The following is a 6518-nucleotide window of genomic DNA, read 5'->3' as shown; positions in this document are numbered from 1 at the left end:
ATAGAGAACAATAGCTTTTAATAAGAGATGATTATAAGAAAGAAATACTTAAATTGTGAAAATCCGCTTTGGTTTAAATAGACCTTTTTCGAGAGCGCCAATAGCAAGAAGTTGTTCCTTATAGAAGACACAAACCTCTTCTTCATCAATAAGTGTTTTTTGAGCATACAAAGGAATAAAATGCCCCCTCATAATTCTCTGCGCTTGGGGTTCAGTAAGCCGATAATGAGAGAGACAATCTAGTGCTGCTCCCGTTTCAGTTAACAGTTCATCGAGTGTTGAGAAGTCTTTTTCAAAAGAACGCTCATTTTCATCTGTTGTGTTTTTATTGGGCAATATTGCTGCTTTTAGTTCATCCCATGTAACGAGATCCTCTTCATCAAAAGGTGCGACGGCAATACGTCTTAAGTCAGCAATATGCCCATAGCATCCCAAATCACGTCCCATATCGCGGGCTAAAGAGCGCACATAAGTTCCTTTTCCACAGGTTATTTCAAAGGCAGAGTGCTCTTTAGTAGGAGTTTCTATTAACTTGAAAGTTTCTATTTCCACTTCACGGGGCGGAATTTCAATGATTTCCCCTTCACGCGCTAGATCATAGGCGCGATTTCCAGCAATTTTAATTGCTGAAAATTGTGGAGGTGTTTGCAAAATAATACCTGTATATTGAGGAAGAAGAGCAAGTATTTCTTCTTGTGTTGGACGTTTGAGAGATGTTTTTGTTATTTCTCCCTCTAGGTCATCTGTTGAGCGCTCTTGCCCCCAAGCGATATGAAAACGATAAGTTTTTTTGCCTTGCATCACGTAAGGGACGGTTTTGGTTGCTTCACCCAATGCAATAGGGAGGAGACCAGAAGCAAGAGGGTCAAGCGTACCCGCATGCCCTGCTTTTTGTGCATGAAAGAGCCATTTGATTTTTGAGACAGCTTCTGTTGATTTCATGCCTTTTGGTTTATCAAATATGACCCAGCCAGAAACAGGACGTCCCTTTTTTTTTCGTTGCCGTGCCATATCTTTAATCCTCATCTTTATCACTATGGTGAAGATCGCGTGCAACCTCAGGGGAACGAAGGAGAGCATCAATTTTTGAAAAATTATCAAAACTCCTATCAAGTCGGAAACGTAGTTCGGGCATATATTTCATTTGTCGCAACGCATGACTGATTTCTCCACGGAGAAAACGACTATGTTTATTGAGAGTATTAACGACATCAGTATGGGAAGCATTTTTAAGAGTACTGAGAGGTGAGACAAAGCAAGTAGCAATTTTTAAATCTGCTGACATGCGTACTTCAGAAACAGAAATGACAATATCTTTCAAGACATCATCAAGCAAAATACCACGTTGTAGTATATGCGCTACTGCGTGACGTACTTGCTCTGCTACTCTAAGTTGTCGCTGTGATGGCCCTGCATTTTTCATCAAAATTTTATCCTTGCCCCAAGACCTCTTTTTTTGACCATCCAAATAAGGAAAAAAGAGATATTGTGTATAGAATTCCAATAACTTCCCTCATTTCAAAACAGAGTAAGTTATGGGATTATTTTATAACGTGCGATTAATATGTTCGATACGGAAGGTCTCAATGATGTCTCCTGCACGCATGTCTTCATAGTTTTCAAAGGCTATTCCACATTCTTGACCACTTTGCACTTCATTGACTTCATCCTTAAAGCGTTTGAGTGTTTTCAATTTTCCTTCGTGAATAACGATGTTATCGCGGATAAGGCGAACGCCGGCTCCTCGTTCTATTTTACCTTCTGTAACACGACACCCAGCAACTTTTCCGATTTTTGTAATATTAAAGACTTCTAGAATTTCAGCATTACCAAGGAAAGTTTCACGCTGTTCTGGTGAGAGTAATCCAGACATGGCCGCTTTGATATCATCAACAAGATCATAAATGATGTTGTAATAACGAATTTCAATTCCTTGTGTTTTAGCAAAATCACGCGCCTGCTTATTGGCTCGAACATTAAAACCAATTACAGCTGAGTTAGAAGCTTCGGCAAGAGAAATATCACTTTCGGTAATTCCTCCAGCACCAGAATGTACAACACGCGCACGAACTTCATCATTTCCTAGTTTTTCTAATGCTGAAGCAATTGCTTCAATTGATCCTTGTACATCTCCTTTTATAATAAGAGAAAATTCTTTAACACCAGTTGTTTGCAATTTTGTCATCATTTGTTCAAGAGAACCGCGTGAACCCGTTTGTCGAGCAACAGCTTTATCACGTGCTAAGCGTTGACGGTATTCAGAAATTTCACGCGCTTTTGCTTCATGGGTGACAACTGCAAAACGGTCTCCAGCTTGTGGTGTTCCTTGCATGCCTAAAATTTCAATCGGTGTAGAGGGAACGGCTTCTTTGACATGGCGGCCATGGTCGTCAATTAAAGCACGCACACGACCCCATTCATTACCAGCAACAATAATATCAGAAGGATGTAATATACCTTTTTGAACAAGAACGGTTGCAACAGATCCGCGTCCGCGATCCAATTTGGCTTCAATGACAACGCCCTCTGCAGTTCGCTGGGGATCTGCTTTCAGATCAAGCATTTCAGCTTGAAGAAGGATAGCTTCGAGAAGTTTATCAAGATTTTGACCGGTTTTAGCAGAAACTTCAACATCCAAAGTTTCACCGCCCATCGTTTCAACAAACACTTCATGTTGTAAAAGTTCTGTACGTACTTTTTGTGCATTCGCGGCGGGTTTATCAATTTTGTTAATAGCAACAATAATAGGGACACCAGCAGCTTTAGCATGATTGATTGACTCAATCGTCTGCGGCATGACGCTATCATCAGCGGCGACAACAAGAACGGCAATATCGGTAACACGAGCTCCACGGGCACGCATAGCGGTAAATGCAGCATGCCCCGGTGTATCAATAAAGGTAATTTTTTGACCGTTTTGTTCTACTTGATAGGCTCCAATATGCTGCGTAATACCACCTGCTTCACCAGAAACAACATTTGCTTTGCGAATAGCATCTAGAAGAGAAGTTTTTCCGTGGTCAACATGCCCCATAATGGTCACAACAGGGGGACGCGGCTGCATATTTTGAGGATTATCTGTTATATTAAAGATACCTTCCTCTACGTCAGATTCTAAAACCCGTTTAACAGTATGACCAAATTCAACAGCAATGAGTTCGGCAACGTCTGCATCAATAACATCGCCAGGTTTCATCATTTGTCCTTGTTTCATTAAAAATTTAATGACATCAACAGAACGCTCAGTCATACGTTGTGCAAGCTCTTGAATGGTAATCGTTTCAGGAAGAACGACTTCGCGAGAAATTTTTTCTCTTGGTTCTTGATTTTGTGCACGCTTAAACTTTTCCTGTCTGCGCCGCATTGCAGCCATTGATCGTCCACGTGCACTCCCTTCTTCGTCCAGTGCGCTGTTAAGAGTCAGTTTTCCACGACGTCGTTCATCAGCTCCTTTGACAATTTTGGGTGCACGTATTTCTGATTTAGCAGGATTAGCACGTCGGCTATGCCGTTCTTCCTCTTGATTTTCATCTATTTTGCGTTTTTCAATCACGGTTGTGTTTTTAGGCACAATAGGAATATCTGCCTTTTCGATGAGGGGAGGCTCAGAGAGAACAGATGAAATCGGTACTGCTGATTTTTCTTCTTCTTGTTTTTGAAGTATTTCTTTTTCTTTAATTTCTTGCTTTAAAATTTCTTCACGCTCTTTAGCGCGTTTTGCTTCTTTTTCAGCTTGTTCTCGTGTTATTTTTTCTTGGATATGTGCTTCTTCTAACGCGCGAAGCCTTGCTTCCATTTCAGCCGATGAAAGATTACTTTTGACCACAGATTCTTGAGGTTTTTTTTCCTCAAAACGCGGTTTAGAGCGCTGGGGTGCCACATGCGGCTTTGTAATAGGCTGCAGGGTTTCAGCTTTTTCATCAGGTCGCGTAATTTTACGTCGTTTGGTTTCGACAACGACAGCCTTCGTACGACCATGGCTAAAATTTTGCTTAACCGTACTCGTTTCCAAGACAGACCGCTTGAGGGTTAGTGTCTTCTTGCCTGTTGTTTTGTCGTTGTTATTTTCGCTCATTGTACTTCCTTCACGGCTTGTGCCGTCATCTCACCGTGCTTACTCTGCTTGTCATCACGATAGCTGATCAATTTATATGTTGTTTTGAGAAATCCTTCAGCAGCCTTTGTGTTCAATAAGGCTGCGTGCATGACAGGATTAGAACCAAAAGCCACGCGCATTTCATCACGTGTAAATAAAGATATGGTTTTTATCGTCCGATTTGTTTGTTGCTGTATTGTATGGATGGCCTGTGCAATTTTTCGTTTTCCATCTTCTGTTGTTTCTTTAGCATGAAGTACAAGAATAACTTGACCAGAGCGGATAGCAGCATCAACTTTTGTTGCTCCCATGACAACAGCTCCCGCTTTTCTTGCCATGGAAAGACTTGAAAGAGCAGCTTTGAGTAAAAGCGTATCAACAATATGCACAAGATTTGGTGCAACCTCAACATCTGTTTTAAAATTTTTATGAAAAGCTTTCTGTTTGATCGCTTTCTCAATAACAGTGTGATGGGCAGAAATCCAAACGCCACGCCCTGGTAAATTCGCTTTAAGATCAGGAACAATTTGGTTATTGGGACCAATAACAAAACGGATCAGCGTTTGTGCTGAAGCATTTTGTCGAGTCACAATGCAAGTCCGTTCGTTCATTTAAAGTGTATCCACATCCAAATCATCTGTTTTTTCATTTTCTGCAGAGTTTTCATCTTCTACAGGATTTTCTGTAACAAGATCAGCTTGGTCTATCCAACCTGCTTGTACACGTGCGGCTAAAATCATAGCTTCTGCATCTGCGCGTGTAATGTCAAAAGGGGTTAAAATACCAGAAAAACTCTTTGTTTGACCTTCTTTACGTTCTCTCCAACCAGCTAAATCATCAACAGCATAGCCAGCAAAGTCTTCTATTGTTTTTACACCATCCTCACCCACAGCAACCAGCATAGCACTTGTCATTCCAGGAAGTGTTCGCAATTCGTCAGAAACTCCAAGCTTTTTGCGTTTTTCATCAAGTTCTTTTTCTTGATGATCGAGATATTCGCGGGCCCGACTTTGGATTTCAGAAGCGGTATCATGGTCAAAACCATCAATAGAAGCGATTTCTTCAAGATCAATGTAGGCGATTTCTTCAATAGAAGAAAAGCCCTCTGATGCCATAACCTGTCCGATCATTTCGTCAACCTCTAAGGCTTCCATAAACAATTTACTGCGTTCAGTAAATTCTTTTTGACGATTTTCAGATTCTTCCTTTTCCGTTAAAATATCAATATTCCATCCTGTTAGCTGCGAAGCTAAGCGAACATTTTGTCCTCGTCGTCCAATAGCAAGGCTGAGTTGGTCATCGGGTACAATAACTTCAATGCGTTCAGCATCTTCATCAAGGATAATTTTAGAAACTTCCGCAGGTTGCAGTGCATTAACGACAAATGTTGCTGCATCAGGTGACCAAGGAATAATATCAATTTTTTCGCCTTGTAATTCTGCAACAACAGCTTGTACACGGCTTCCTCGCATTCCAACACATGCTCCAACCGGATCAATGGAACCATCACGTGAAACGACGGCGATTTTGGCTCGTGAACCAGGATCACGGGCAACAGATTTGATTTCTATAATACCATCATAAATTTCTGGAACTTCCATAGTAAAAAGTTTTACCATAAATTGAGGATGTGTGCGTGAAAGGAAAATTTGTGGTCCACGTGTTTCACGGTGTACATCATTGACAAAAGCACGAATACGGTCTCCATAGCGGAAGGATTCGCGGGGAATTAACTCATCACGGCGCACAATAGCTTCACCGCGACCTAGATCAACGATAACATTGCCATATTCCACACGCTTAACTGTACCAGAAATAATTTCACCGACTTTATTTTTGAATTCTTCATATTGCTGATCACGCTCTGCGTCGCGTACTTTTTGTACAATAACCTGTTTAGCGGATTGTGCGGCAATACGTCCAAAATCCATAGGAGGTAAAAGATCTGCAAAAAAATCACCAATTTTTGCTTCTTCTTGACGTTTGAGTGCATCGGACAAAGCAATTTCCGTTGTATAGTCTTCAACAACATCAACGATTTTAAGCAGGCGTTGTAATTTAATTTCACCTGTTTTGGAATTAATTTCAGCACGGATATTGGTTTCTTGACCATAACGAGAACGTGCTGCTTTCTGAATAGCATCAGCCATCGCAGAAATGACAATTTCACGGTCGATTGACTTTTCACGTGCAACAGCATCTGCAATTTGCAGAATCTCAAGCCTGTTAGCGCTTGTAGCCATCAATTTTCTCCTTCTTTGTGCCACACGATGGGTATTTCCCAGTGATATTATTTTTTGAAATTGAACCTCTGTATTGAGTCGGTAGGATTATCTTCGGAAATGAATTGTTGACTTAAATCTTTATTTTTTTTCAATGCATCGCGAATAAGCTCATCGGTAAGCACTAAATGCGCGCTCAT

5 protein-coding genes are annotated in these 6518 nt (G+C 40.9%); all 5 read right to left on the bottom strand.

What is annotated here, in order from left to right; all coding sequences use genetic code 11:
• Positions 1-48 precede the first annotated feature (48 nt).
• Positions 49-1011 (bottom strand): tRNA pseudouridine(55) synthase TruB, encoded by a 963-nt coding sequence (gene truB, locus BN338_RS08360; protein WP_039761203.1) that lies wholly within the window; start codon positions 1009-1011, stop codon positions 49-51.
• A gap of 4 nt (positions 1012-1015) precedes the next feature.
• Complete coding sequence (gene rbfA, locus BN338_RS08355; RefSeq protein WP_039761201.1) at positions 1016-1423, bottom strand: 30S ribosome-binding factor RbfA; 408 nt, start codon at positions 1421-1423, stop codon at positions 1016-1018.
• Positions 1424-1546: 123 nt separating this feature from the next.
• Entirely contained in the window at positions 1547-4075 is a 2529-nt protein-coding gene (gene infB / locus BN338_RS08350) for a translation initiation factor IF-2 (protein WP_039760951.1), read from the bottom strand.
• Positions 4072-4707 (bottom strand): RNA-binding protein, encoded by a 636-nt coding sequence (locus BN338_RS08345; RefSeq protein WP_039760949.1) that lies wholly within the window; start codon positions 4705-4707, stop codon positions 4072-4074. Before BN338_RS08345 ends, infB begins: the two co-directional genes overlap by 4 nt.
• Positions 4708-6339 carry a transcription termination factor NusA gene (gene nusA, locus BN338_RS08340; protein WP_039760948.1) on the bottom strand — a complete coding sequence of 544 codons (1632 nt, stop codon included), beginning with the start codon at positions 6337-6339 and terminating at the stop codon, positions 4708-4710.
• Between the last annotated feature and the right edge of the window lie 179 nt (positions 6340-6518).

It is taken from the genome of Bartonella queenslandensis AUST/NH15, assembly GCF_000312585.1.
Classification (GTDB): Bacteria; Pseudomonadota; Alphaproteobacteria; order Rhizobiales; family Rhizobiaceae; genus Bartonella; species Bartonella queenslandensis_A.
The sequence above is the reverse complement of the archived record's forward strand: the minus strand, read 5'-3'. Positions and strand labels throughout refer to the sequence as shown.